Raw genomic sequence first — 22,414 nt, 5'->3', positions numbered from 1 at the left:
ATGGCGCACAGCCTTCACGCTTCTTCACCCGCGCCCGCGCCACTCCGTTCCAACCGGCCGGATCTCGCCACCGACGCGATCCGCACCGCGCGCGAGGATCTCGCCGCCTGCTTCCGCATGGCCGCGCGCAACGGCTTTGAGGAGGGCATCTGCAACCACTTCTCGGCGGTCGTGCCGGGCCATGACGACCTGTTCCTCGTCAATCCCTACGGCTACGCTTTCCGCGAGCTGACCGCGTCGAAGCTGTTGATCTGCGACTTCCACGGCAACGTGCTCGACGGCGAGGGTGTGCCCGAGGCGACCGCGTTCTACATCCATGCCGAGATGCACAGGCTGCTGCCGCGCGCCAAGGTCGCCTTTCACACCCACATGCCCTACGCGACAGCGCTGTCGATGATCGAGGGCGAGCCCCTGATCTGGGCCGGCCAGACCGCGCTGAAATTCTACGGCCGCACCGCGGTCGACCGCGACTACAACGGCCTCGCGCTCGACAGCCGCGAAGGTGCCCGCATCGCCTCCGCCGTCGGCGCTGCCGACATCGTCTTCATGAAGCATCACGGCGTGATGGTGCTGGCGCCGACCATCGCGGAAGCCTGGGACGATCTCTATTATCTCGAGCGCGCCGCCGAGGTGCAGGTGCTGGCGATGTCGACGGGGCGGAAGGTGCTGCCGGTCGATCCCGCCGTTGCGGCGGAGACCTACAGGCAGATGCGCGAGGGCGATTCCGAATCCGCCCGGCTGCATCTCGCCGCGATCCGGCGGCAGCTCGATGCGGAAGAGCCGCAATATCGGCACTGACCAAGATGTCATTCCGGGCGCGCTAGAGCTGCGCTGCGTATCAGCGGGCCGCGTCGAACTCTGACTTCAGCCAGTGTCGTACAGCCTCGACCGGCTCGGTGAGCGGCCGGTTGCGGCTGCGGACCAAGTGCAGCGAAGAGCCTTCCAGCTCCGGCCCGAATGGTGCGACCAGCGTTCCCTGCGAAAGTTCGTCGGCGACGAGCACAAGACTGTGCAAAGCGACACCAGCGCCGGCGACGGTTGCCTGGATGGCATGGGTTTCATCGCTGAAACGCACGCCGGCGCGCGCATCAACGTCGTCAATGCCGGCCGTCTTGAACCAGCGCCGCCAGGTCGGATTTCGGGCATCACGACGGTGCCAGTCGAAATGTAGCAGCGTTGCTGAGCGCAGGTCGCTCGGTCTTCGGATGCCCAAGCGCGGACTGACCACCGGTGCGAAACGATCGACCGTGAGCGGCTCGGCAATCAGATCGGGATAAGGACCGGAACCGTAGCGAAGTGCGAGGTCCGCGGTCGAATTGAGATCGGCCACCTCCAAGCTCGCAAGCAATGTGAGATCAATGTCGGCTCTGCTCTTTCGGAGCCCAGCAAGACGCGGCACCAGCCATTTGGCTGTGAAAGCCGGCGTCGCCGAAAGTGTGACCACCGCCCGGCGTCGCTTCCGGCTCAATCCCTCCAGAACACGCGCAAACGCATCAAAGCCGTCGCGCAGGACCGGAAGCAGGACCTGACCTTCCGCGGTGAGCAGAACCTGCCGCGTCCGGCGCTCGAACAGCCTGACTCCGACCGTCTGCTCCAGCTGTCGCACCTGATGGCTGATCGCGGTCGGCGTGACGTGAAGTTCATCGGCGGCGCGCTTGAAGCTGAGGTGACGTGCCGCCGCTTCAAATGCACGCAATCCCGCCAGCGGAGGAAGCCTTCTCATCGCGAACTCAAGGATGAATGCAGTTCATCCATAGGCTGAGCAACTTTCGTTTGTCAACGACGGGACCTGAACCGATCTATTGGGCAAATAGATGAGAGGAGTGCTGCAATGCAACTGCTACAAATCCATTCAAGCGCGCGGTTCGAGCCTTCAGATGCAAATCCGCGCGGTTCGCACACCAGGCGTCTGACTCAGCGTTTCGTCCAACGATGGCTACAGTCGCGGCCGGGGGATCGCGTCGTCAGCCGCGACCTCGGTCGCTTCGCACCGAGTCCGGTGACGGACGACTGGGTCAAGGCGGCCTTCGCGAAGCCCGATCGGCGCGAGCCATGGATGAGAGAGGCTTTGGCGGAAAGCGATGCGCTGGTCGACGAGTTGATCTCAGCTGATCTGATCGTCGCGGGCGTGCCAATGTACAACTTCGGTGTGCCAGCGCAGTTCAAGGCATACATAGACAACGTCGTTCGGGTCGGACGCACGTTTGGCTTCGACCGATCACGCCCGGACAATCCATATTCGGCGCTGCTTGAGGGCATGGACAAGCGTCTTGTCCTGCTCGGTTCGCGCGGAGACTACGGGTACGATCCGGGCGGGCGTATGGCCGCCGTCAATCATGTCGAAGGAGCCGTCCGGGACGTGTTTGCTTTCATCGGGATCACGGCCTTCCACAGCATCGCAGTCGAGTACGACGAATTCGCCGACGATCGGTTGCAGGCGTCGATTGCCGCGGCCGAGCGTGCCGTGGATGACCTCGTCGACGAGCTGCTGAAGCTGACAGAACAGCGAAACGCGGCTTAAGGGTCGGCTGCAGCCGCGGCGGAGGCGCCAGCGCCGGCGGTCCCAGCCGTGCTAGTTGGTTTGCCGCAGCTTGGCCAGCACTTTGAGCCCGCCGTAGCCATCGGCGGGCGCGATCCCGACCTTCTGCTGAAACTCCTTGACCGCCCTCATGGTGTCGTTGCCGACGCGGCCGTCGGTGCCGCCGGTGTCGAAGCCGGCCTTGGTGAGGCGCGTCTGCATCTCCTGCACTTCGGCGAGCGTCAACGCACGCTCGGAGCCGGGGAAGGGCTGGATGAAGGGCGGAGCTCCCAGGCAGCGATCCCCGAGATGGCAGATCGCCAGCGCGTAGTTCATGGAAGGGTTGTAGCTCTTCACCGAGTAGAAATTGGGCCCGAGCAGGAAAGTCGGCCCGCCCGCGACCGGCGTCCACATCTGCGCTGACGCGTTGGGCTGCGGGAAGGGCTGACCGTCGGCGCGGGTGACGCCGGCCGCCTGCCACGCCGCATAGGTGCGGCTGCCGCTCATGTTACCTGCCGCGCGCACCTCATACCCCCAATGCTCGCCGCGGTGCCACTTGCCACGATTGACGAGATACTTTGCGGTCGAGCCCAGCGCATCGTCGGGCTTGCCGAATGGCGAGACCTTGCCGTTGCCGTCATAGTCGATGCCGACATTGAGCCAGACCTCCGGCATCCATTGCGAATGGCCCATCGCGCCGGCCCATGATCCCCGCATGTCCTCAGGCGTGGACCAGCCCTTGTCGACGATGCGCAGTGCATTGATCAGCTCGGTCTCCCAATAGGCCTTGCGGCGCGGCTCGTTCCAGGCGAGCGCGGCGAGCGAGGGAAACACCGGCCTCATGTGGTTCTGCTGCACCAGCGGATCGCCATAGGCGGACTCGACGCCCCAAAGCGCCAGCAGCGTGCCGCGCTCGACCCCGAAATCGCGCTCGATGCGGGCGAACAGCGCCTCGTTGTTCTTCAGCGCGATCTTGCCGTTAATGATGCGCCAGTCCGAGACGCGGCGGTTGATGTACTGCCAGACCTGCTCGCGGAATTCGGGCTGGTTGCGCATCTGCGCGAACACGCTCATGTCCGGTTCGACCCGTCCCATCGCGCGCTGCCATGTCGCGGCGGAAACACCTTTTGCCATCGCGCGCGCACGAAAGCTCTCGCGCCATTCGTCGAAGCCGGGAGGCGCGGCGAGAGCGCGGGTGGGAAGCGCGAGCAAAGCGGCTGCACCGAGCGTCGACTGGAGTAGGGCGCGGCGTGTGTGACGGGGCGAGGAATCAGTGTGCTTCATGGGCACATTCTAGCCGGAAACATGGCACGCGTGAGTCGGTTCCGAAACGGCCGCGTGCGGCAACTCGGCCCGACCCCGTCGGTCGTTCCCACCGGAACAAGTGCCGCACTCCCGCATTCCTCCCACGTCAGGAGGAGAAGAGTCGGTCCTGGTACGGCCGGCCTTCCTGGTTCATCGAATCGTCGGGGTGGAATGAAGATACGCACGCATGCCGAAAGCCATATCGTCGAACTCGACGACGGATCGCAATGGAAGATCTTTCCCGGCGACCTCGCGACGACGCTGAGCTGGAAGCCCGAAACCGATCTGCGTCTGGAGCCGAGCGGTGAGCGGGTGAATTCGCACGTGCTGGTCAATCCCGCCGACCAGACCCGCGTGCGGGTGATCGCGGCCGACGAGAGCTGGCCGGACGGCGCAGTCAAGAACGCCTTGAAAGGCGGGTAGCACCAAGGGCCACGATAGCCGCGAATGCCGGCCGCCTAGTCCTCCTTAAGGTCAGCCGCGATTCCGGAAAGCCAACGCCGGATCGTGGTTTCCGCCCTTGAATCCAAATTGCGAGCGAGGCGCTTCTCCAATTCGAGCACACGCTGCCGGCACGCCTTCAAAAGAGTCGCGCCTCGCGGCGTCAGCGTCCATTGCTGGATGCGGCCGTGAACGGGATGAGGCGTCATCGCAATCGCGCCGTCGCGCTCGAGATTGCGGATGATGACGCCGACGGTCTGGGGCGTCAGGAAGGTGAGACGGGCGACATCGGCCCCCGACAAGCCCGGATAGGCGTTCAGCATCGTCAGCACCGCAAATTGCGGCGAGGTCACGCCGAGATCGGCGAGCGTGCGCTCCATCGTCAGGCGAACCGCGGCGTGGGCCTGGCGCAGCAAGTAGCCGAGATAGCCTTGCTCGCCGCGCTTGCCTTCGCCCGGTGCCGGGACATGCACCGCGCCGGCTGCAACGGCCTTGCGGCCCGATTGCAATGTCATGACATTCGTCTTGCGCGACATATAAGAGCTCTTATAATGAATTCGAGCTCTTATAATAAGCCGAGGTGAATGGCAATGGCACACGCCCGCAGCGAATACGAGGATTTCAAGCGGATCGCGCCCGATGCGTTTGATCTGGTGCTGGCGCTGGGCCAGCTTGCGGCCAAGGCCGGCCTCGACAAGCAGCTGCTCGAGCTGGTCAAGCTGCGCGCCTCGCAGATCAACGGCTGCGCGTTCTGCGTGCAACACCACGTCCTGCTGTCGGAACGGATCGGTGTTCCCCTCGACAAGCTTCATCTGCTCGCGGTCTGGCGCGAGGCGCCGATCTTTTCGCCGCGCGAGCGGGCTGCGCTCGCCTGGGCCGAGGCGCTGACCTGTCTGCCGGACGGTGTCAGCGAGGAGGTCTACGCGGAAGCGTCCGGCGAATTCTCCGAGACTGAACTGACGTACCTGACCTCGGCGGTCGCCTCGATCAACGTCTGGAACCGGTTTGGCGCGGCGTTTCGCTGGACGCCTGCACAGCGGCCGGCGGCCGCCGTTGCAGCTTCGTCCTGACGGAGAGAGGGGAAAATCACGATGACAGCCATGAGCCTTTCGGCCCTGCAGTACCCGTTGCCGTCACGTTCGACAGCGTTCGCCGTCATCGCAGGATTAGTCTGCGCGCTGGCAATCGGCAAAGCTCTGCCGGTGACGATCGACAGCGTGTCCAGCGCCCTCGCGCCGCTCTGCGCGACGGCGGCGGAAGGCTCGCCGCTCGACAAGGTCGAGCCGATCGGCTCCTACGCGCTTCCGAACGTGCCCGGCAAGCGCGTTACCATCGTGCGCGTGTCCTATGGTCCAGGCGGGTTTTCGCGGCCGCATCGTCACTCCGGCTCCGTTACCGCCTACATCACCAAGGGCGAGATCCGCTCGCAGCTCGGCGGCGGCCCGGTCGAGACGTTCGGCGTCGGCCAGTCCTTCTTCGAACCGCCAGGCTCGACGCATCTGGTCTCGGCCAATGCCAGCATGACCGAGCCGGCGGAACTGATCGCGGTGTTCGTGGCGGATGAGGGCGCGCAACTGACGACGTTCCTGGAATAGGCTGCGCGCATCATCCGCAATGGCCGTGCTCAGGCCGATCGCGATCGCCTCAACCGCTTCCAGGCCGGCGCGAGTCCGTATTGGACGACCGGAATGGCGACTGCGCCGACGAGCAGTCCAAGCGCACCCGAGATGGCTGCCTCGACCGACCATTCGACGATGCCGGCAACGGATGGAAGGAGATGTGCGGCAGCCTCGGTTATGGCATGGACCGTGTGGCCGATCGCGGGTGGGCCGTACTTCTCGATGCCGTGCAGGATGATGCCACCGCCGACCCAGATCATGGCGGCGGTGCCGATCGTGCTCAGCACCGCCAGGAAAACGGGCATGCCGCGGACGAGCGCGCGCCCAAGCAATCGGATCGCGCCGCCGGCGAGCGAGGCGCCGTCGAACCGCGCGAGGGCGATGCCGGCATCGTCCGCTTTCACGATCAGGGCCACCACGCCATAGACACCAACGGTGATGAAGAGGCCGACCAGCGCCAGCACCAGCGCCTGCGTCCAGATGCTGCCCGCCGGGAGGGCCGCCAGCGTGATCGCCATGATCTCCGCCGACAGGATGAAATCCGTCTTGATGGCGCCAGCGACCTTCTCGTCCTCGACCGACTGGGCATTCAACGCAATCGGCTCGAGCTGAGCTTCGTGCTGGTGCGCATGATGCGGCATCACGGCTTCGAGCACCTTTTCGGCGCCTTCATAGCAGAGAAAGGCGCCGCCCAGCATCAGCAGCGGCGTGACCGCAGCGGGAAGGAAATAGCCGAGCAGCAGGGCAATCGGCAGCAAGATCAGCAGCTTGTTGCGTAGCGATCCGACCGCGATCTTGCCGACGATCGGCAGCTCGCGTTTCGAAGCGAAACCGATGACGTAGTTCGGCGTGACCGCCGCATCGTCGATGACCACGCCAGCCGCCTTTGTGCCTGCCTTGGCTGCCTGGCTAGCGACATCGTCGAGCGAGGCTGCAGCCACCTTTGCGATCCCCGCGATATCGTCGAGAAGACCGATCAGTCCGACACTCATCAACTCATCCTTCTTCGTTCGAGCGGGGGAGTGCGCGACCAGATGCGTCCTGCCCGCTCCAGCAACGAACCAGCACGCTGTCAGTTCTCCTCGCCGCCCGCTCCCTCGCGCAGGTCAGGCTTGAGCACGTCTTCCGGCAGCGCATGGGCCACCGGCTGCGCCGTGACCGCGATCTCCGGGCCGATCTCGCGGCCGCGCGCGCGGATCAGCCGTTCATAGGCCGAGACCAGCGTCGCGTAGGGGCTGACCCAGATCCAGCCATCGCGGGTGAACACCTGGACGTCGAAATGCAGGTGCATCGAGGTGCCGGCGGGACGGTCGAGGTAGTTCGAGATCACGCCGATCTTCTCGCCTTCGGTGACGATGCGGCCGTTGATGACGCCATCGGCGTTCATCGCATGCGGATTCATGTGCATGTAGCGGAAACGGATGTGCTCGGTGCGGCTATTGACCTGTAGCGTTGCGGCCTGGTCCTTGGCGCCACGGATAACGATCGCGTCACGCACGGCGACGACGCCGCGCCGCTTGGAATCGCAGGGCTCGCGGGCTTCGCCGGGTGGCGGGCAGTCGGCGGCGCGGATGTCCTCGCCCTGGTGGCCGTAACCTCCGCCGCATTGCCACACCTCGAAACTACGCGACTCGCAGAAATTGTCGCGCCAGGGATAAGCGGTCGGGCCTTCGCTCTTGTCGCGCTTGCCGAAGGATTGGGAGCGCACGAAGGCGGGCGCCTTCTCCAAGGGAAAGCGGATCTGGGCATAGGCCATGGCGTCGGGATGACCGCCCTGCTTGCGGTAGCCGGTGTTCGGAATGATGTCGCCGCTCGGCCGGTAGCTGAAATCCGGTGAACGCACCGCGGGGCGGTCGATAATGTTGGAGGCAACGTCCGCCAGGGGCCGCATGCGCTGGCCCCCTGCGACGCGCAGCGCCTTCAGGAAGCGCTCGGCGACCGGATAGGCCTCCTTGCAGGCGAGCCGCCGTGGCCTCGCGACACTGTCGAGGCACTGGATCGAGACCACATAGGTGGCGCCGAAGCGGGTGAAGGCGTAGCGCACATAGCCTTCCCGGATGAACCTACGCAGATCCGGGTAGGTTGCGGCGAGCGGCTTGACTGGCTCGCCCTTGCCCCCGGCCGGATCGGCGATGTCGTAGATCAGCGCCGAGCCCGTGATCTGCACCTCGACGGGCTTTGCGTACACCCGGCTTGGCATGCCGTCACCGGCGCCGGGCTCGAGCGAGAAGGTCGCGCTGTAGCCGGCAGGACCGGCATCGAACATGTCGACGGGATTGAAGTCGGCCTGGTAGCGCGACAGCGCGAGCGTCGCCGGCGCGCCGCTGCGCTGCGCGTCGAGATACGCGGCGGCGTCGAACGGCAGCAGCACGGGGACGGGACTTCGGGTAATGCCGGTGAAGAAGCGCGAGGAGACCGCGTTGAGCTGCACCAGTGCCGGCATCGCGCGCGGATCGTAGCGCGGTACCGAACGGCGCGGTGCGAAGATGAAGTCGCCCGCAATCTGGGGACGGCTGTTGATCTCGCTGCGAAGCTGGTCGAGCGCCGCGCGCCACTCGATGCGCAGGGCCGTCAGCGAGGGGCTGCGGAATTCATCCGCAGCGATCGGTGCAGCAACGAGGAGCGACGGCAACGCCAGGAGAAGCGAGACGAAGCGGAGACTGTTCCTGCCCACTGCTTCGCCCCCCGGCGGTACCTGTTCCGATCCTCGATGGCTCGTTTAGTCCTTAGCACGCTCGGAGTAGGAGCCGTCTTCGGTCATCACCACAATGCGCGTGCCGACCGAGATGTGCGGCGGCACGGTGGTGCGCACGCCGTTGGACAGCACCGCCGGCTTGTAGGAGGAGGAGGCGGTCTGGCCCTTGGTCACCGGCTCGGTCTCCACCACTTCCAGCGTCACGCGCTGCGGCAGTGCGATCGACACCGGATTGGTGTCATGCATCGACAGTTTGACGGTCATGTCCGGCTGAAGATACGCGGCCGCGTCGCCGACGACGTCCTTGGAAACCTGAACCTGGTCGTAGGTCTCGGGGTTCATGAAGTGGTAGCCATCGCCATCTTCGTAAAGGAAGGTGTAGTTGCGCTCTTCGATGGTGGCCTTTTCGACCTGGTCGGTGGTCTTGTAGCGTTCCGAGATCTTTACCCCGTCCGAGATTCGGCGCATTTCGATCTGGCTGACCGGGGTTCCCTTGCCGGGATGGATATTCTCGGCGCTCACGACGACATAGAGCTTGCCGTCTTGCTCGATCACGTTGCCCTTGCGGATAGAACTGGCGATGACTCTCAAAGCTGTATTTCCTGCTTGCTTGGCCCGGCACCAGCCAGGACGTGGTCGAATTGCTGGGGGACTTGGGGCCTCAATTCGGACCTCGGCACCCGTTTCGGGCCGCAACATACTGATTTTGCCGTTGGATGCCAGCATTTTGCTGCCGGCTGGGGCGGTCGGTTGATGGCTGGGGACAAGCCGATGTCGCCGTTTTGGTCGCCCGCGCGCCACCTCGACCGACGGCCGTTCCTCCAGGCCAGGGCCGCCGTGACCGGAGCTTTGCGGGGGTTTTTCGCCGAACAGGGGTTTGTGGAGGTCGAAACCTCCGTTCTCCAGGTCTCTCCGGGCAATGAGACCCATCTGCACGCCCCCCGGACCGAGATCATGCGGCCCGACGGCAGCCGGGCCAGCCGATACCTGCGCACCTCGCCCGAATTCGCCTGCAAGAAGCTGCTGGCGGCGGGCGAGACGCGGATTTTCGAGTTCGCACGGGTGTTCCGGGACCGCGAGCGCGGCGACCTGCATCTGCCCGAGTTCACCATGCTGGAATGGTACCGGGCGGGAGCGCCCTATGATGCCATCATGGCCGATTGCGTCGTCGTGATCGCTCGGGCGGCGCAGGCGACCGGGATCGGGACCTTCTCCTTCCGCGGCCGAACCGCCGATCCCTTCGCCGAGCCGGAGCTCCTGACGGTCGCGGGCGCCTTCGCGCAGTTCGCCGGCATCGACCTGCTGTCGACAATCTCGGGCGGCGAGGGTAACCGTGCGGCGCTTGCCGCTGCGGCAGCCGGGAAGGTCCGTGTCGCCGAGGATGACACCTGGTCCGACATCTTCAGCAAGGTGCTGGTCGAACACGTCGAGCCACATCTGGGGCAGGGGCGTTTGACCATCCTGTTCGAATACCCATCTCCAGAGGCGGCGCTGGCGCGGGTGAAGACGGACGATCCGAGGGTCGCCGAACGTTTCGAGGTCTATGCCTGCGGCGTCGAGCTCGCCAACGGCTTTGGAGAGCTGACCGATGCCGGGGAGCAGCGCAAACGCTTCACGGAATCCATGACGGAGAAGCAGCGCCGCTACGGCGAAGCCTATCCGCTCGACGAGGATTTTCTGGCGGCGGTCGCCGCAATGCCGGAGGCGAGCGGTGTCGCGCTCGGCTTCGACCGGCTGGTGATGCTGGCGAGCGGCGCCACACGAATTGATCAGGTGGTGTGGACACCGCCTGCGGATGAGAGATGACAAAGACGAACCTTGCACGCACTCTGCGCGAACCTGCCGAGCTGGTAGCCGAGGGCCTGGTCCCCGCATCGGCGCTGCCGGCGCTCGAACGCGTCGCCGCGCGCTATGCTGTGGCGATCACGCCGGATCTGGTCGGGCTGATCGACGCGACGGATCCCGACGATCCCATCGCGCGGCAGTTCGTTCCTGTTTCGGCCGAGCTCGAGGCGCAGCCGGGCGAGAATGCCGACCCGATCGGCGATCACCCGCATTCGCCGGTGGCGGGAATCGTGCACCGCTATCCCGACCGGGTGTTGTTCAAGCTCGTGCACGTCTGCGCGGTCTATTGCCGCTTCTGCTTCCGCCGCGAGATGGTCGGGCCCGGCAAGGAGAATGCGCTGTCGGAGAGCGCCTATCGCACCGCGATCGACTACATCCGGTCGCATGACGAGATCTGGGAAGTGATCCTGACCGGCGGCGATCCCCTGATGCTGTCGCCCCGGCGGATGAGCGAGATCATGGCTGACCTTGCGGCCATCGATCACGTCAAGATCATCCGTCTCCACACCCGTGTCCCGGTGGCCGAACCAGCGCGCGTCAGCGCGGAGATGGTTGCAGCCCTGAAGGTTGCGGGCGCGGCCACCTGGGTCGCGGTACACGCCAATCACGCGCGCGAACTGACGGGGGCCGCGCGCGATGCCTGCGCGCGGCTCGTCGATGCTGGAATTCCCCTGGTGAGCCAGTCCGTGCTTTTGCGCGGCGTCAATGACGACATCGCCGCTCTCTCGGATTTAATGCGAGCTTTCGTCGAATGCCGGATCAAGCCCTATTATCTGCACCACGGCGATCTCGCCCCGGGAACGGCGCATCTGCGCACGACGTTGGCAGAGGGGCAGGCCTTGATGCGGCAGTTGCGCGGGCGGGTGTCGGGCCTGTGTCAGCCGGACTATGTCATCGACATTCCCGGCGGTGCCGGCAAGTCGCCGGTGGGTCCGAATTACGTGTCGGCGGTGAAAAATACCGCAAACGAGACAAGTGAAGCGGAATCAGAAACGCGCTATCGTATCGTCGACTATTGCGGCGACGTTCATCTCTATCCGCCCGAGGCATGAGTGGCGATGGCATCGACGCTGACTTGAGTGCTGGGCCTGGACGCTGATTTGAGAATGGAGAAATGGACATGACGAAGATCATGCTGGCAGTATCGCTCGTGGTCTTGCTTGGCGGCGCGGCTGTTGCGCAGACCGGCGGCTCCAAGGGATCGACCTCAAGCGGCGCATCGTCCGGGTCGGTGTTGCCGGCGCCGGTCGGTCATCGCCAGCCGCGTGCCAGCGATGTGCCTAGCGAGAAGAATCTGAGCGATCCCAACGATCCGCTCAGCAAGGAAAACCAGGCGCTCGACAAGAAGATCAAGAGCATCTGCCGCGGCTGCTGAGGCTTTCACCTCTCCCCGTCGGGGAGAGGTGAGGAATGAGCCATCCCAAGCTCGGCCATCCGTCAGGCTGATCGCTCGTGCAGTCCGGCGCGCCGGATGTTGCGGCGGATTTCGACCGCGTCGGCGAGCTGCTCGAGCGTCTTCGACGTCGTTGCCCAGTCAATGCAACCGTCCGTGATGCTCTGCCCATAAGTGAGCGGCTTGCCCGGTACGACATCCTGCCGGCCGGCGACGAGATTGCTCTCGATCATCACGCCCATGATGCGGCTCTCGCCGCCCGAGATCTGACGGGCGATATCGGCCATCACCAGCGGCTGGTTCTCCGGCTTCTTGCTCGAATTGGCATGGCTGGCATCGACCATCACCAGCGGGGCAACGCCGGATTTGGTCAATTCGTTGCAGGCCGCCGCAACGCTTGCCGCGTCGTAGTTCGGTTCAGCTCCGCCGCGCAGGATGATGTGGCAGTCCTCGTTGCCGGCGGTCGAGGCGATCGCCGAGCGGCCGAGCTTCGTGACAGCCATGAAATGATGGGGATGCGAGGCTGATTTCACCGCGTCGGCCGCGATCCGCACATTGCCGTCGGTGCCGTTCTTGAAGCCGACCGGGCAGGACAGCCCCGACGCCAGCTCGCGATGGATCTGGCTCTCGGTCGTGCGCGCGCCGATCGCGGCCCAGGAGACGAGGTCGGCGATGTATTGCGGCGTCGTCATGTCGAGGAACTCGGTGCCGGCGGGCAGGCCGAGATTGTTCACCGCCGCGAGCACGTTGCGCGCGAGCCGCAGCCCCTTGTTGATGTCGAAGCTGCCGTCGAGGTCGGGATCGTTGATGAGGCCCTTCCACCCGACCGTGGTGCGGGGCTTCTCGAAATAGACCCGCATCACGAGCTCGAGCTGATCGGCGAGATCCTCGCGAAGCTTTGCTAGCCGCTCGGCATAGTCGAGCGCCGCCTTGGGATCATGCACCGAGCAGGGGCCGACGACGACCAGAAGGCGGTCGTCCTGATTGCTCAGGATGGCATGGATGGCGTTGCGCGCGGCCATCACCACACGCGTCGCGGTGAGCGTGCGCGGGACTTCCCGCATCACCTCTTCCGGCGTGCTCAGCTCTTTCAGTTCGCGGATACGAAGATCGTCGGTCGTGCTCAGCACGGCGGGCTCCTGTCTGTTCTAGAACCTGCCGGCAATAAAAAAGCCGCCAGGTCGGGCGGCTGTTCGGACGTTTGCTGCAATGTTTCAGATTGAGCGCGATCCTCCTACCGCCAGCGAGCTGTCGTAGCTAAAGTACCAAAAATAGCTGGTGGCGACGGTGATCATGGAAAGGCCATATAGCGTGCCGCTGGCGCCTTGTCACCCCCCAATCAGAATGTGGAGCGACGAGGCGCCTCAGGTGTTGCCATTGCGTGCCGCCAGCGCCATGCCGATCAGGGTGGCGCCGCCGAACAGCAGGTTGATGCCGACGAGGACGCCAATGGCCCACTCCGCCGAGCTCGGCAGTCCCGTGATCACCATGAACGAGATCGCGATGTCGACGAGGCCCGAGATCAGCAGCCACGACCAGCGGCCGCTGAGCTCACGGCGGTGCTCTAGCGCGTACATGATGGTGGCGACGCCCTCGGCGAGGAAATAGGCGCCGAGCACGATGGTCAGCGTCAGCACGGCCTGCATCGGCCGGGCCAGCAGCAGCAGGCCGGTGAGCACAGCGAGCGCAGCCGAGATCAGCGACCACCAGAAGCCCGGCGTGCTGCGCGCCCAATAGGTCGCGATCAGTCCGCCGATGCCGCCGATCAGGAACATCCAGCCGAGGAAGATCGCGGTCGCAAGGCTGGCGAGCGGCGGCAGGACGAGCGCGGCAATGCCGAGGACGGCAAGCAGGATCCCTTCGAACAGAAAAGCCTTCCAGTGCGCCTTGACCGCCTGGTTCATCTCGGATTGGAGGCGGGCAAATTCCTCGGGCGATGTCATCGTCTGGCTCCGGAACGAGAGGATTGCGTCCCAATCTAGTGGGCCTGTCGCGCGTTCGCCATGCGTTGGATCAAGTGCCGCCGGGCGCCGACGAAAAGCCTTCCGCGTTGGTGCGAATGCGGTTGCGGCCGAGAATGTAGATAGCCGATGTGACAATCAGAAGCGCAAGGCCGAGCAGGATCGAGACGAAACCGATCGGAATCAGCGCCAGCGTCAGGTTGCGCTCGGGGTTGATCAGCCAGTGATGGATCGAGGTCAGGACGAAGGCGAGCCCGACGAACCCGATGCCGCCGCCGGCGAGCAGCAGCGCCCACATCCGGCGCAGCTGGCTGAGCCGCTCGCGCGCGACATCGGTTCGCGGCGCGTGGTGGCGCGCGACGCGCCGGACCAGGCGGATGGCGAAGGCGATCGAGCCGAAGCCGATCAACAGGCTTGCAGCGCCCAACCACATGCGGAGTGTCGGATCGAGATCGGGCATGCGCTGGAGCGTCAGCAGCGGGAAGTCGAAGGCCGTATGAAGCGCGAGCGGGCCACCGAAGATCAACAGCCGGCTGGAAAGACGGGCCCAATCGCGATGGTGGCGGTTTGCGCCAAGCGCCGTGCCGGCGCGCGCGATGGTCAGGTAGGCGCCGGCGATGATGCCGAGCGCGCCGTGGAACGGCACGGTCAGGACGCTGCGCAGCGCGGCAAGCGAGCGCCACATGTCGGCGTGCTGGACCAGATAGGCGAGATTCTCGTAGGCGGCGAAGCCGAGGCCGACCGCGGCGCCGTAGACCACGGTGTCCATCGGATTGGCAAAGGTGCGTCGCTTGGTCGAGGAGACCAGCACGATGGCGAGCACCTTGACGGCTTCCTCGGGCAGCGCGACGCCGAAGATCGAATGCATCGCCAGCGCCGCCCAGGGATCGTCGGGGGCGGCGATCATCTTGGCGAAGGGGGCGCGGGCGAGGCCCAGGAGCGAAATGCTCGCCGCCCCTAACAGGAATGCGGTCCAGACCTGGGCCGGCGGCCCCGGGCGTTCCTCGGCAGCGATGACGAGCCAGAGCAACAGCAGCGCCGGGGCGATAGCGGCAGTTCCAACGACGGTGGGGAGCGCTTCGATCAGGTACATTGGCGCCGAAAATAAGTTCCCTTGATCCGCTTATCTACGTTCTCCGATGCGACCATGTGTCATGCGCCGGCTGTCGGCTCCGTGAAGGTGCGCGACAGCTGCCGTTCATCCGGGCTCATTGTGGGGAGTAGAATACGAGCGCAATCAATCGCATGATGGCAGAAGCTCGCCAGTCACCGCAACGATTGCCCGGTGCGCTGCGGATCGAGATTTGCAAGCGAGCTCAAGGAAATGCGCGGGATTCCTCGATTCTTGGCGCATCTGCGCAGCGTGCCGGCTGCTGGCCTTAGTCTAGTCAGTGCGTCGTGATCGCGGGCGGCGCGTCGGGTGCGACGTCGAAGGCGCCGAGATGGAATTCCTCGCCGGCGGACTCGGGCGACCCGGAACTCTGCGCCAGCAGCGTGAACGCGGCCTGCGGGTATCGTTTCCAGATTTCGAGATCGCCGGCGGTGATGGTGAGCCAACCGAACGTGTACATGTAGCGTCCGGGCTCGGTGACCCGGCCGACCCTGTCCCAGGTGATCTTGTCGACTGCCATTCGGTCCCCCGATCGCAAGTCTGCAAAATGACGTCCGGCCCGAGGCACAGACCTGCAAAAGCTGATCCGGCATTGGGGCCGCTATAGGGCGGCGAATTCAGGCCGACTTCAGCAAGGGCGTGCGGACGATCAGGCGGACGAGGTCGTCGCGGTCCAGCTTTTCGGCGAATTTGACCGCAAAGCCGTGCTCGAACTTGCGGATCACCCGCCCGACACAGGCGCCGACCGCAAGCGGGGTTCCGACCACCGGATCATACTCGGAGGACACCGCGACGCCGGCCGTCGAGACGTCGATGATGAAGCAGGGATGGCAGCTGCCGTCCGCGAGGGTCAGCACGGTGTGCGAGACCTGTGGAACGAAACGCGCGTCACGCCGCAGGTCCCGAACATTGACATCCTTCTGCTTCTTCTCGAGCCATGTCAGCTTTTCCGACATCCAGGCGCGCCGCGCCCGCGTCATCTCGAGCTCCATCAGGAAGCCCGCCTTCAGCGTCGCGCTGATGGTGCCCTGGAATTCGCCGAAATCCTCGAAGTAGGAGGTCAAGCGCTCGCCGACCTTGCCGACCACGGGCACGTCCACGATCATCCGGAACGGCGAGACGCGCTTGGTGCGGCAGGCGAAGCTGCGGAGCTTGCCCTCGCAATCGTACCAGCGGGGCAGCGAGTAGCTGCCGCTGACCGTAACATCCACTGCTCGCTGCCTCAGGAAGTCTGCGACGGACATGAGCGCTGACCGGGGGTTCGGGTGATTGCCGTAGTTCCACGGTAGCGAGCAAATTCTAAGCAAATGATACTGCTGCCTAATAGCTGGGGTGAATTTTCGGTAAATGGCGCGGGTCGGCAGAGCAGCGGGAAGCGCGGCATAAGCGACGGCTAGCGAGGTCCGAACAGCACCAGGATAGCCAATGCGGCAAAGGCGAACTGGATCATCGTCCATATCAGTCCGTTCGGACGGATCTCCCATCGCAGGCGCGGCAATGCGCGCCGCAGCGCGAGCCCGGTCAATGCTTCGACGAGGGCGAGCAGAATGGCAATGCCGGCCAGGGAAGACCATGACTGGGTCGGAGGCAGCCAAGACGCGAGCCAGGCGGGAACCGAGGCTTTCAGGGGGCCGAGCAACGCGAACCATCCGAACCAGAATACAAAGCGCTTGACGAGGTCTTGGCCGATCATTTCGGGCTCGAGGCGGATACCGATGCTTGCCAGCGCGCTTTCGATGCGCTCGCCATCGGTCAGGAAGAGAAAGGCACCGAGGTAGAGCGGAACGCGCGAATGGAAGAGCAGGGCGATGACGCCGAACAGCACGATGTAGCCGAAGGCATCGCCGAGAATGTCAGCGACGGCCTGGGCTGACCGCTCCGGCGAGGGCGGCGTCAACGCCGTCTGGCGCTCCGGCAGTGATTGGAGGTGGGCCATGTGCGCCAGCATCTTGGCGCGCCGGTCCGGCGCATGCTGGCGCGGGTGGCGCAGCCATGTGGGAAGCGCCGGCATCTGCGATGCGTCTGCAATGTCGGCTTTGAGCTGCGGCATGGGCCTCGACCGGTTACGACCTGACATTGGTCGGAGACGAGGGGCGAGGAGGTTCACGCTGCCGCGGCGGCTTTGCGCCTATGGCGCTCCCTAGCGGAATCGAACCGCCCTCTCCACCGTGAAAGAGATGAGAATAGGTCCATGGCCGTCCACCTCCGTAAAAATAGACATCGACAAGGCACAAACGAAGCTCAGGAAGATCCGCGGGCAGTGGCAAAGGAGAAGCCCATCACCCGCGCGGGCATCACGCGGCGCCGCAACGCCGCCAAACGTCGGGGCTACGCCTCCGGACACCGTTGGGGGCGGCTCGACGCCGACGGCGCGTCGTCAGCGCAGAACAACAACCGGCGCCTGTTGTGGCTCGCGATCGAATGGGGATTGGAGCAAGCTCCTAAGGTCGGTCCCGCGCCCAGCGCCGAGCTGTGCGACTACTGCCGGAAGCACGGGATCAACGTCGACTGGATGCTCGACGGCGATCTAAGGGGCCTCAAGAGGATGATCGACGAACGCCCAGGCACCAGCGGGCTGAGCGAGCCCTTTGGCGAGGTATGTCCAGCTCACGCCTGAGCACCAGCTGATCGTGACGGCCGAGATCAACCGCATCCTGGCGGAGCGCGACCAATGAAGCGCCCATTGAGCAGGGCCCGCCGGTTCACGCTGGCGGGCCGTTCGTTTCGGGCATTTCCGCGTGGAACAACTGTCATTTGCAATGGAACCGGAATTAACATATGATATTTTTATTACAGTTGGATTATTACAGTTCAGAGTTGTGTTCATTGAAGCAGATTGCACCCCAGGGGCTCTGTCGGCGCCCCGCTCTCGTCACGCCTGAAATGGTTGCACTCGCGATCCTCGGGGGGCTGGCCCTGCTTGCTGTGCTTTGGGGGTGGTCGAGCCCACGAGTTGAAACGCCCCAGCACGTGGTCACAAAGCCCAATCCTCCTGATTGCTACTCAATCGGCAACAGGGTAGCCGCTGGCTGCTTCGAAAAAAATAAATGAGCGATGCCAGCGGCTTGCCTCGCGGCGACCGCAGGCTGCACAGGAGGCGCGACCGGCCGCGGCTGATGACGCACCGCCCCGGGCTCAGGCGGTAAGCACGATGGCCCGCCGGTTCACGCTCGCGAAGCGGGGCGGCGATCGAGCCCCACGTCCATGGGTGTTCGCACGGGTTTATTGGCCACACGTTGGACACGGCGGCAGAGTGGATCTTTGAGTGATTGATTTTGCTGGCGCTCCCTAGCGGAATCGAACCGCTCTCTCCACCGTGAAAGGGTGGCGTCCTAACCGATAGACGAAGGGAGCAAACGCAGGGCCCTGCCGATTGTCCCGGCACGGCCGCTGGCCGGCCGAACAGGGCCCGGCGGCTTGCAGCGGGCGAACGTATAGTGGCCTTTGCGCTCCCGGGCAAGCCGTTCGGGAACGGTCTTTCCGGCCCGGTGGATAGCCCCGGGGCGCGGGATCATTCGGAGGCGATTTCAACGGTTTGTTAGCGTTCCCTGCGTAGCGCTGGACGGGGAGATTTTGCCGATGCCACCGCCGAAGAAGCGCGCAGCCCGCAAGCTGCTGTCGCAGCACGCCTGGATCACGCTGGACGGCGGCTTTGCCGCGCGGCACTGCCTGGTCCAGGACATCTCGGATTCGGGCGCCAGGATCACCCTCGACGAGGACGCAAGCCAGCTTCCCGGCGTGATCCGGATGGCCTTCGCACGCGATGCGCGCACCGGGCGGAGCTGCCAGGTGGTCTGGCGCCGCGGCAAGTCGGCCGGCGTCAAGTTCCTCTAGCCGCGGCCGGCGATGGCGCGCGGGTCCGGTCCGGGCTACAAGGCGGCGATGCGCACGCTGCTTCTCATCCTGCTCTCCTTGCTGGCCACGTCCGCGACTGCGGCTGAGAGCCTGCGCCTGCCGCCTGCCGAGCCGCCGCAGGCGGGCAAGGCACTGCCGCTGAACGGCAGCACGGCCGGCAAGGTGAGGGCAGGCGCCTGCGCCGCCTATGGCCCGGGCTTCGTGATGGCGGAGGGCACCGGGACTTGCGTCAAGCTCGGCGGCTCGACCAGCGTCGACGCCGGCATCCGGCGCTGAAGACCATGTCCGCGGATCTGGTGCGGCTCGACATCATCGTCCCCGTGCTGATGTATTGCGCGCTGCTCTGGTGGATCGGCCGCGGCCTCAGCTGGACCGCGCGGCTCGCCACGGCTGCCGTGACTCTGGTGCTGATCGTCGTCGTGCTGCTGGTCGAGCGCGGCTGGCGCTAAAGCCTGAAACAAAACCGCGAAAACAACCCCATGCACAGTAGCCGTCAAGCGCGGCCGTGACGCCGCGGGAAGCGCGCCGGAACGAGGATTCCCCGCGCGATCGCCGCAGCTTAAGGCGCGCGAGGGGTTCACGACATCGGCGGTGCGACGAATTGCGCAAATCCGGGCCGCTTGCCGAGCTCGGCGAGCCAGCGCGTCAGGTGCGGCTGGGCCGGCCGGCTGATGCCCTCGACCCCGAGCCAGCGCCGCGCATAGGACCCGATCGCGATGTCGGCGAGCGTGAACGCGTCGCCCTCGATGAAGCGGCGCGTGGCGAGCAGGCGGTCGGCGATGGCCCAGACCTCGGCGGCGGCATCGGCATCGCGCTGCACCTGGATCATGTCGCGCTCGGCGGGCGCGGTGCGCACGATGCCCCAGAATACCGGGCGGTCGACCGGCTGCACCGTCGACAGCGTCCAGTCGAGCCAGCGGTCGACCGAGGCGCGCTGTCTCGGCGCCTCGGGATAGATCGGCGTTCCGCGGCCATGCGCGAGGCAGAGATAGCGCATGATCGAATTGGATTCCCACAGCACGAAGTCGCCCTCGACCAGCGTCGGGATCCGCGCGTTGGGATTCATCGCCAGATAATCGGCCTCGCGAGTCTTGCCGTATTGCATGCCGGCATCGATGCGCTCGTAAGCCAGGCCGAGCTCGGTGCAGCACCACAGCACCTTCTGCACGTTGACCGAATTGGCGCGGCCCCAGATCGTCAGCTTGGTATCGGCCATGAAGCGTCTCCCGCGGCATTGTCCGGTGTCGTAGCCTGGATGGAGCGAAGCGCAATCCAGGGCTGACAGTCCCGGATTACGCTTGCGCTCCATCCGGGCTACAGATCCACCTTTCCCAGCTGATAGCGGAATTCGGCGCGCCGAGCGATGCGCGATTGCATCGTGCCCCTCATGCAAAAAGCTCCGCACGCGGCGGAGCCTTCATTGCAATAGTTCAAGTCTTTCGCTCAGCGGCCGAAGAACAGCCACAACAGAATGATCACCGGGATCGGCACGCCAAGCATCCACAGCAACAGCCCTCTCGCCATCGCATCCTCCTCCAAATCGGTTTCGTGAAAGGAGAACGCCGGGGGAGGGGCCTAGTTCCTGCCTATGGCTTACCAATGGCCGGTGTTGGGCATCGATGCCCACGGCTCCTGCGGCGGCTTCGGATCGCCCTTCTGCAGCAGCTCGATCGAGTGCAGGTCCGGCGAGCGGACAAAGGCCATGTTGCCGTCGCGCGGCGGACGATTGATGGTGACGCCCGCCTTCATCAGCTTCTCGCAGGTGGCGTAGATGTCGTCGACCTCGTAGGCGAGATGGCCGAAGAAGCGGTCCTCGCCATACTTCTCCTCGTCCCAATTGTAGGTGAGCTCCACCAGCGGCGCCCCGCGCGTCGGCGGCTGCTTCTTCAGCGCGTCGAGATCGTCCGCCGAGCACAGGAACACCAGCGTGAACCGCCCCTTGTCGTTCTCGATCCGCCGCACCTCCTTCAGCCCGAAAGCATCAACATAGAATTTCAGCGCGACATCGAGATTGCGCACGCGCAGCATGGTGTGGAGGTATCGCATGGTTGTTGCTCCCTGGAACGGACGGAGGGGTTTGGCGGCCGGGACGGCGGGTAGGAGATAGCAGGAAAAGGAGAGGAGGGGCAGGGGCGGTGTGAGGGGGACTATGTGCCTTGAGATACCTTTCAGTTGTTGGCGATGAAGCCCTCCTCCCTGACGACCTTATCGGCTGTCCTTGCCATCAGTTCTCTCAGTTCGTCGTCGAAGACGGTGTCATCGTTCTGTTTGAAATGCTTCGCAAGTCCATAGGCGAAGGTTCTCAGATCCCATGAGACGCGTCCAAACGATGCAGCCGCCACTTTGAGTTCCTCCCTGTGAAACAAGGTTATCGTCCTAAATTGGGTGTTTGGATTGAAGAGCGCCGGCCGGAGAGCAAATCTACGACCATCCGGCTCGTTCATTGATACGAGCACTTGGAAGTGTGCGAGTTGGTTTCTGCGTTTGCGTCGGTCATCGACAGTTTTCTTGAGGGCGTCCCATGCAGCGAACAATCTTCGCTGCGGATCACCATGACCTTCTCCCATACCAAAAAGTAGTCTGAACCGGACTGCTGAATCGGTCATGGCGATCTTTCCCTCCGGAGCTTGGATCGCAAAGTACGCCGCCTGAGCCGGGACGTTCGAGCGGCGTACTTCATCGGCCTTCGCTATGGCTGTTGCAAAGACCTCATGTAAGGCATCTTCTATGTGCGACCACTGCGCTATGCAGCGCCCGAGATTTTCGTAGAATCCGGATTGTTCTTCATCGGGTGTCATCGCCGCTCCTGCAATGAGAGATCGGAAAGGTATGCATTCAATAGTGACGGTGCACTCAAATGAGCCGCGCCAGTAGGTCGGGCTGAGCAACTAGGAAATAGCAGGATAAGGAGAGCAGGGGCGGGGGCCGAGGCAAATGTGCGTGAAGGGGGCAGGTTCGGCTCGGACAGCATCATGTTCGAAGCAGTGCCGCCATCTCCTTCCAATGATAGATACGCACCTTCTCGGTTTGATGCCGCGCGGCTTTGGCGATGACGTGCGCGATGTCGTTGCCGGCGAGCCCGCGATAGCGGTCGGCCGGGCCAACGAGCAGCGGATTGAGCACGCCCCAAATCGCAACGATGAGGCGTTCACGCGGGCGGTCCTCCTCGCGCGCGCCGAGGATCATCGAGGGGCGGAAAATATGCGTGTGCTCGAAATCGAGCGCGAGAATGTCCCGCTCCACCTCGCCCTTGGTCCTGAGATAGAACATACCGGAAGCGGCGTTGGCGCCAACGGCCGTGACCAAAAACACCGATTGCGCGCCGTTCGCCCTGGCAATCTCGGCTGCCAACACCGGATAATCATGATCGATCTTGTAGTACTCGGCCTCGTCAGGCGTGTGCTTGCGCGTCGTCCCCAGCGCGATGAAGATCTCGTCCGCAACCAATTGCGGCTTGAGTGCGGGCAGGGAAGCGAGATCGCCGATCAGCACCGTGAGCTTCGCATCGCTCACCGCCAGCGGCTTGCGGGCCACCGCCACAACCCGCGAATAGTCCGGACTGTCCAACAGGTCGCGCAGCAAATGCGAGCCGATGAAGCCGGTGGCGCCGAAGACAAGTGCGGTTTTCATTCAAGCCACCGTTCTGCGTCGTGAGCCCAAAGGCCAAGTTG

Annotated in this window: 28 protein-coding genes and 1 tRNA gene; 12 read left to right on the top strand and 17 right to left on the bottom strand. The window is 64.5% G+C overall.

The genetic code is table 11. From position 1 onward, the window contains the following. The gene (locus I6F37_RS07400) at positions 1–798 is read left to right on the top strand and encodes an aldolase (protein WP_225150792.1); all 798 of its coding nucleotides are present in this window, start codon (positions 1–3) and stop codon (positions 796–798) included. A 40-nt stretch (positions 799–838) separates the two neighbouring features. On the opposite strand, the gene I6F37_RS07395 is transcribed toward I6F37_RS07400, so the two are convergent. Continuing rightward, entirely contained in the window at positions 839–1,696 is an 858-nt protein-coding gene (locus I6F37_RS07395) for a LysR substrate-binding domain-containing protein (protein ID WP_225150789.1), read from the bottom strand. A 135-nt stretch (positions 1,697–1,831) separates the two neighbouring features. Here I6F37_RS07395 and I6F37_RS07390 point away from each other — a divergent pair, with 135 nt between their 5' ends. Next, complete coding sequence (locus I6F37_RS07390; RefSeq protein ID WP_225150787.1) at positions 1,832–2,521, top strand: FMN-dependent NADH-azoreductase; 690 nt, start codon at positions 1,832–1,834, stop codon at positions 2,519–2,521. A 51-nt stretch (positions 2,522–2,572) separates the two neighbouring features. Here I6F37_RS07390 and I6F37_RS07385 read toward each other — a convergent pair whose 3' ends face one another. Then, a complete protein-coding gene (locus tag I6F37_RS07385; RefSeq protein ID WP_225150785.1) occupies positions 2,573–3,802 on the bottom strand; it encodes a lytic murein transglycosylase in 1,230 nt (409 codons plus the stop codon). Between the two features lie 192 nt (positions 3,803–3,994). Here I6F37_RS07385 and I6F37_RS07380 point away from each other — a divergent pair, with 192 nt between their 5' ends. After that, entirely contained in the window at positions 3,995–4,246 is a 252-nt protein-coding gene (locus I6F37_RS07380) for a hypothetical protein (RefSeq protein WP_035999836.1), read from the top strand. 35 nt (positions 4,247–4,281) lie between these two features. Here I6F37_RS07380 and I6F37_RS07375 read toward each other — a convergent pair whose 3' ends face one another. After that, positions 4,282–4,800 carry a MarR family winged helix-turn-helix transcriptional regulator gene (locus I6F37_RS07375; protein WP_225150783.1) on the bottom strand — a complete coding sequence of 173 codons (519 nt, stop codon included), beginning with the start codon at positions 4,798–4,800 and terminating at the stop codon, positions 4,282–4,284. A gap of 54 nt (positions 4,801–4,854) precedes the next feature. On the opposite strand from I6F37_RS07375, the gene I6F37_RS07370 reads away from it, so the two are divergent. Further along, positions 4,855–5,334, top strand: a complete 480-nt coding sequence (locus I6F37_RS07370; RefSeq protein WP_225130391.1) for a carboxymuconolactone decarboxylase family protein — start codon at positions 4,855–4,857, stop codon at positions 5,332–5,334. Positions 5,335–5,355: 21 nt separating this feature from the next. Continuing rightward, positions 5,356–5,859 (top strand): cupin domain-containing protein, encoded by a 504-nt coding sequence (locus tag I6F37_RS07365; RefSeq protein WP_225146769.1) that lies wholly within the window; start codon positions 5,356–5,358, stop codon positions 5,857–5,859. A 29-nt stretch (positions 5,860–5,888) separates the two neighbouring features. Here the strand turns inward: I6F37_RS07365 and I6F37_RS07360 are convergent, their stop codons facing one another. From I6F37_RS07360 to efp, 3 genes are all read right to left on the bottom strand, one after another. After that, positions 5,889–6,875 (bottom strand): DUF808 domain-containing protein, encoded by a 987-nt coding sequence (locus tag I6F37_RS07360; protein ID WP_035999800.1) that lies wholly within the window; start codon positions 6,873–6,875, stop codon positions 5,889–5,891. Positions 6,876–6,955: 80 nt separating this feature from the next. After that, complete coding sequence (locus I6F37_RS07355; protein WP_035999796.1) at positions 6,956–8,557, bottom strand: peptidase M23; 1,602 nt, start codon at positions 8,555–8,557, stop codon at positions 6,956–6,958. A 45-nt stretch (positions 8,558–8,602) separates the two neighbouring features. Continuing rightward, positions 8,603–9,169 carry an elongation factor P gene (gene efp / locus I6F37_RS07350; protein WP_028136595.1) on the bottom strand — a complete coding sequence of 189 codons (567 nt, stop codon included), beginning with the start codon at positions 9,167–9,169 and terminating at the stop codon, positions 8,603–8,605. Positions 9,170–9,331: 162 nt separating this feature from the next. Between efp and epmA the strand changes: the two genes are divergently transcribed. The 3 genes from epmA (at position 9,332) to I6F37_RS07335 (ending at position 11,798) form a co-directional block, all read left to right on the top strand. Then, on the top strand, positions 9,332–10,384 hold the full coding sequence (gene epmA / locus I6F37_RS07345; protein ID WP_035999793.1) for an EF-P lysine aminoacylase EpmA: 1,053 nt from the start codon (positions 9,332–9,334) through the stop codon (positions 10,382–10,384). Then, positions 10,381–11,475, top strand: a complete 1,095-nt coding sequence (locus I6F37_RS07340) for a lysine-2,3-aminomutase-like protein (protein ID WP_035999791.1) — start codon at positions 10,381–10,383, stop codon at positions 11,473–11,475. Before epmA ends, I6F37_RS07340 begins: the two co-directional genes overlap by 4 nt. Before the next feature lie 68 nt (positions 11,476–11,543). Beyond that, entirely contained in the window at positions 11,544–11,798 is a 255-nt protein-coding gene (locus I6F37_RS07335) for a hypothetical protein (protein WP_035999808.1), read from the top strand. A gap of 62 nt (positions 11,799–11,860) precedes the next feature. On the opposite strand, the gene I6F37_RS07330 is transcribed toward I6F37_RS07335, so the two are convergent. The 6 genes from I6F37_RS07330 to I6F37_RS07305 form a co-directional block, all read right to left on the bottom strand. After that, on the bottom strand, positions 11,861–12,946 hold the full coding sequence (locus I6F37_RS07330; protein WP_035999789.1) for a 3-deoxy-7-phosphoheptulonate synthase: 1,086 nt from the start codon (positions 12,944–12,946) through the stop codon (positions 11,861–11,863). 234 nt (positions 12,947–13,180) lie between these two features. Further along, the gene (locus I6F37_RS07325) at positions 13,181–13,759 is read right to left on the bottom strand and encodes an HdeD family acid-resistance protein (RefSeq protein WP_035999772.1); all 579 of its coding nucleotides are present in this window, start codon (positions 13,757–13,759) and stop codon (positions 13,181–13,183) included. A gap of 70 nt (positions 13,760–13,829) precedes the next feature. Further along, on the bottom strand, positions 13,830–14,870 hold the full coding sequence (locus tag I6F37_RS07320; protein ID WP_035999770.1) for a PrsW family glutamic-type intramembrane protease: 1,041 nt from the start codon (positions 14,868–14,870) through the stop codon (positions 13,830–13,832). A 295-nt stretch (positions 14,871–15,165) separates the two neighbouring features. Next, a complete protein-coding gene (locus I6F37_RS07315) occupies positions 15,166–15,408 on the bottom strand; it encodes a hypothetical protein (RefSeq protein WP_035999767.1) in 243 nt (80 codons plus the stop codon). Between the two features lie 97 nt (positions 15,409–15,505). Continuing rightward, on the bottom strand, positions 15,506–16,132 hold the full coding sequence (locus I6F37_RS07310; protein ID WP_035999764.1) for a pilus assembly protein PilZ: 627 nt from the start codon (positions 16,130–16,132) through the stop codon (positions 15,506–15,508). 149 nt (positions 16,133–16,281) lie between these two features. Beyond that, on the bottom strand, positions 16,282–16,938 hold the full coding sequence (locus I6F37_RS07305; RefSeq protein ID WP_035999762.1) for a hypothetical protein: 657 nt from the start codon (positions 16,936–16,938) through the stop codon (positions 16,282–16,284). A gap of 210 nt (positions 16,939–17,148) precedes the next feature. On the opposite strand from I6F37_RS07305, the gene I6F37_RS07300 reads away from it, so the two are divergent. Beyond that, positions 17,149–17,505, top strand: coding sequence for a hypothetical protein (locus I6F37_RS07300; RefSeq protein ID WP_035999760.1), 357 nt, complete (start codon positions 17,149–17,151; stop codon positions 17,503–17,505). A gap of 662 nt (positions 17,506–18,167) precedes the next feature. Here I6F37_RS07300 and I6F37_RS07295 read toward each other — a convergent pair. Next, positions 18,168–18,242 (bottom strand) — tRNA-Glu (locus I6F37_RS07295). 225 nt (positions 18,243–18,467) lie between these two features. On the opposite strand from I6F37_RS07295, the gene I6F37_RS07290 reads away from it, so the two are divergent. The 3 genes from I6F37_RS07290 to I6F37_RS07280 are packed head-to-tail and all read left to right on the top strand — an operon-like array spanning position 18,468 to position 19,192. Beyond that, positions 18,468–18,722: a PilZ domain-containing protein gene (locus I6F37_RS07290; protein ID WP_057029117.1), complete on the top strand. Its 255-nt coding sequence runs from the start codon at positions 18,468–18,470 to the stop codon at positions 18,720–18,722. Between the two features lie 48 nt (positions 18,723–18,770). Then, positions 18,771–19,019, top strand: coding sequence for a hypothetical protein (locus I6F37_RS07285; protein WP_035999806.1), 249 nt, complete (start codon positions 18,771–18,773; stop codon positions 19,017–19,019). A 5-nt stretch (positions 19,020–19,024) separates the two neighbouring features. Further along, entirely contained in the window at positions 19,025–19,192 is a 168-nt protein-coding gene (locus I6F37_RS07280; protein ID WP_225150781.1) for a hypothetical protein, read from the top strand. Positions 19,193–19,320: 128 nt separating this feature from the next. Here I6F37_RS07280 and I6F37_RS07275 read toward each other — a convergent pair whose 3' ends face one another. The 4 genes from I6F37_RS07275 to I6F37_RS07260 all read right to left on the bottom strand — a co-directional run bounded on the left by I6F37_RS07275 (position 19,321) and on the right by I6F37_RS07260 (position 22,373). Further along, complete coding sequence (locus I6F37_RS07275) at positions 19,321–19,959, bottom strand: glutathione S-transferase family protein (protein ID WP_035999714.1); 639 nt, start codon at positions 19,957–19,959, stop codon at positions 19,321–19,323. 377 nt (positions 19,960–20,336) lie between these two features. After that, entirely contained in the window at positions 20,337–20,789 is a 453-nt protein-coding gene (locus I6F37_RS07270) for a VOC family protein (RefSeq protein ID WP_035999711.1), read from the bottom strand. Positions 20,790–20,911: 122 nt separating this feature from the next. Then, on the bottom strand, positions 20,912–21,541 hold the full coding sequence (locus I6F37_RS07265; RefSeq protein ID WP_035999708.1) for a hypothetical protein: 630 nt from the start codon (positions 21,539–21,541) through the stop codon (positions 20,912–20,914). Between the two features lie 172 nt (positions 21,542–21,713). After that, on the bottom strand, positions 21,714–22,373 hold the full coding sequence (locus I6F37_RS07260) for an oxidoreductase (RefSeq protein ID WP_035999705.1): 660 nt from the start codon (positions 22,371–22,373) through the stop codon (positions 21,714–21,716). Positions 22,374–22,414: the final 41 nt, after the last annotated feature.

This window comes from Bradyrhizobium sp. NBAIM08 (assembly GCF_020193935.1).
Classification (GTDB): Bacteria; Pseudomonadota; Alphaproteobacteria; order Rhizobiales; family Xanthobacteraceae; genus Bradyrhizobium; species Bradyrhizobium yuanmingense.
This window is presented reverse-complemented; position numbering and strand designations above follow the sequence as displayed.